Annotated in this window: 3 protein-coding genes; 2 read left to right on the top strand and 1 reads right to left on the bottom strand. The window is 67.8% G+C overall.

Annotated features, from left to right (window positions below):
- The first annotated feature begins 350 nt into the window (after positions 1 to 350).
- Positions 351 to 2,147, top strand: a complete 1,797-nt coding sequence (locus VF106_RS14915; RefSeq protein ID WP_330840288.1) for a serine/threonine-protein kinase — start codon at positions 351 to 353, stop codon at positions 2,145 to 2,147.
- Positions 2,148 to 2,289: 142 nt separating this feature from the next.
- Complete coding sequence (locus VF106_RS14910; RefSeq protein ID WP_330840287.1) at positions 2,290 to 2,727, top strand: hypothetical protein; 438 nt, start codon at positions 2,290 to 2,292, stop codon at positions 2,725 to 2,727.
- Positions 2,728 to 3,014: 287 nt separating this feature from the next.
- Here VF106_RS14910 and VF106_RS14905 read toward each other — a convergent pair.
- On the bottom strand, positions 3,015 to 3,387 hold a 373-nt coding region (locus tag VF106_RS14905), incomplete at its 5' end, for a transposase family protein (RefSeq protein WP_330840286.1).

Genomic DNA, 3,387 nt, shown 5'->3' with positions numbered 1-3,387 from the left:
TGCCGTCGGATGTGGAGACCACGCCGGATGCTCGGGGGGTGGGGGATCCGCCGTACGACGTGCTCACCGTCCGGCACGGTGAGGTCGCGGCGTTGATCAGTCTGATCGACCCGGCGAAGCGGTTGGGCACGGCGCAGGACTGTCGATGATCGTCCAGATCGAGGTCTTGCCCGTGCGAGAGTCGCCCGTGATGATGTTGAGATCATTGAGCCGGAACTCCAGCGTGCGCACCTGCCCTGGCCTGCGCCCGTACAAGGTCAAGGACTTGATCTGCCACGTCAAGGGCGAACTCCGAATGTCGTAAATGCCGCGCGGTAGTGACACGTTCCGCAGTCGTTATAGTGCGTGGAGTGCGCACTGGGGATGTCGTCGATGGGCGGTACCGCCTCGAGGACAACTGCGGTTCCGGAGGCTGCGGGGTCGTCTGGACTGCCTTCGACAGCAAGCTGAAACGTACCGTCGCGCTCAAGCGGCCACACATGATGGCCAGCCATGCCGACCGGCTCCGGTTCCGCCGCGAGGCTGAGACTGCGGCTCAGGTGGACCATCCGAACGCGGTCTCGGTCTACGACACCGTGGATGGCGACGACTGCTGGCTGGTGATGGAGTACGCACCGGCTACCGGTCTGGACAGGGTGCTGGCGGACACGGGGATACTCCCCCCAGCCCGGGTCGCGCGGATCGGTGTGCAGATCGCGGCGGCGTTGAGTGCCGTGCACGCCAAGAACATCGTCCACCGGGACGTCAAGCCGGGGAACATCCTGGTCGGCGAGAACGACTTCGCGAAGCTGACCGACTTCGGCATCTCGCTGTGGCGGGAGGTGACTATCACTCACGACGGCAGGTTCAGCGGCACCCCCGCGTATTCGGCGCCGGAAGTCGCCGACGGCCGCCCGGCGACCGCGGCCTCGGACGTGTTCTCCCTCGGCGCGACGCTCTTCGCCGCGGTGGAGGGCACCCCGCCGTTCGGCTCCGGCGAGCTGGACGAGGTGCTCGCCCGCGCGCGCCGGGGCGAGATCATCCCGATGCGGCAGGCGGGACCGCTCGCCGAGTTGTTGTCGGACATGCTGGCCACACGTCCGGAAAGGCGCCCGACTGCGGACCAGGTCCGGCAGCGGCTCATGGACATCGTCGGCGAGTGGGAGCCGCCGCATTCCGGGGGGCGAGCAGCGGCGGTCCGCACGCCGTTCTGGCGTCGTTCGCGGTACCAGAGTGTTGCCGGCGCGGTGACGCTGGTGGCTGTCGCAGCGGTGGCCGGCGTGGTCCTCGTGTCGGAGGACCCGCCGCCCGAACCGGAGCCCATGGCCGCGCCGCCCGCGGGGAACATCATCGGCGCCGAGCGGACGGCCGACCCGTGCGCGCTGCTGGACCGCCAGGCGCTCAGGCGGTTCGGTTCGACGGAGCTGGACAGCGCGTACGGCAACTTCAACCGCTGCGACGTGATGATCAACGTCGGCAGTGTCGAGAACGCGGACGTCGAGGTCCAACTGGTTAACCGGCGGCAGCGCGTCGTGGACGCCGACCCGTTCGAGGTCGTGAACGAGCCCAGCGACCACGAGAACTGCGATCGCACGATGCCGGTGGACGGCAAGTACGCCGTCCGGTTGACCGTGCAGATGCCCAGTCCCCCGGGCAACCTCAACCTGTGCGACATCTCCGACGTTGCGCTGGAAACCGTGAAGACGAGGCTCCGCGGCGGTCTGCTTCCCCGACGCGCCCCGTTCCCTCCCGACTCGCTGGCCCACATCGCCGCCTGCCCGCTGCTGGACGCCGACTCCTTGGCCGAGGTGCCCGGAATCGACGCCGGCTCCGGCGTGCTCGGCTTCGGCGGCTGGGAGTGCAAGTGGCACAGCCCGGTGAACGGGACGCTGGTCCATCTCCGCTATGACCAGCACGTCGCGGACGCCCCGGTCAAGGGCCAGTATCTGCCACTCAACGGCGGCCACGAGGCCCGAATCAGCCTGGACTCGGCCGGCGGCATCAGCACCAGTTGCACCGTCAGGGTGGTCTACCAGCCGGTGGACCGGACCCCGCGCCGGAACGTCGACGTGATGATGCTGACGGTGCAGGGCGAACGGCCTGGCGAGGAGTACTGCGGCCCTGCGGCCCGCCTCGCGGAGGCGGCCGCCGCGAACCTCCCGCGCTGAACGGGGTCACTGTGCTCCCACGCCTCGGTTTCAGGACCGGTCCCCAAAACCTTCGGCGACTGACACCGTCGCCGACGCCGGGCGCCGAGGAGGGTGGTATGAACCACGAAAGCCTGGCCCGTGCCGTGCCGCATGCCTGAACTTGACCGATGACAGCACCGGTCCGTTGTTCTCGGTCACCAACGCGACACCGGGCGCAACCGGCACCCACTGCATCCAGATCAGCTCGACCAGCCCGGCCGCGACATCGGTCAAGCTCTACACTGCTATCGGCACCGTCCCCGTCAACGACGTCAGCACCTATATCACCATCGTGCTCGAACGGGGAACCGGTGGCACCTACGGCGACTGCACGAACTTCACCCCGGCGGGCGCAGCCGTGTACAACGGAACCCTCGCCGCCCTGACCAGCACCCGCACGAACTACGACAACGGCCTCGGTCCCTGGGCCTTGGCCGGCACCACGACGACCGTGACGACGTCCTTCCGGATCACCTGGACCCTGTCGGCCAGCACCCCGAGCAGCGCACAAGGCGGCTCAACACCTCCCGTCACACTCACCTGGGAGGCCCGCACCTGACACCCAACTCCGGCAGGCAAGCCCTCCGCCAGCCGGCATCACGCACGTCAGCAGGCAGGTCCGAGAACCGCGCGGGGTCGCGATCTCCAGACGCTGCCTGCTGACAGTCGGACATGGGGCCTCGGGGCCGCATGTCCGGGAGGACTGGGGCGGGCGTCGGAATCGTTCTCGGAGTCCGCCCCAGCATGCGGGATGGTGTCAGTGACTGCTGCGCAGGACCTACCACCGTGTGATTGTTAAGGGCTGTCACGTAACTGTTCTTCTGGTTGGGGCCAGATGGTGTTCGGTCAGGTGGTGAGTGTGATGTTGTGGAGGTGGGCGATTCCGGACACCGCGTCGCCAAGTGTGCTGGCGGCGCGGCGGTAGTCCCGCAGTATCTTCCAGCACTTCATGCGGGCCAGGGTGTGCTCGACTCTGGCGCGGACTGTGCGGTGGACGGAATTGAGTTCTTCCTTCCACTCAGGAAGATCGCTGCCGTCACGGTGTTTGCGGTAGGGCATGATCACGTCTGGGTTGCCTTGGTAGCCGCCGTCGGTCATGACCGGCCGATCGTCGATCTGGTCTTTGATGCCGGAAGTGCGGTAGACCGTGCAGTCGTTGCGGTTACCCGGTTGCGGGTCGCCGGTGGCGATGACCAGGCGGGTGTCGGCGTCGATGGCG

Origin of the sequence: Actinophytocola sp., from assembly GCF_036378875.1 — a bacterium.
Classification (GTDB): domain Bacteria; phylum Actinomycetota; class Actinomycetes; order Mycobacteriales; family Pseudonocardiaceae; genus Actinophytocola.
This window is presented reverse-complemented; position numbering and strand designations above follow the sequence as displayed.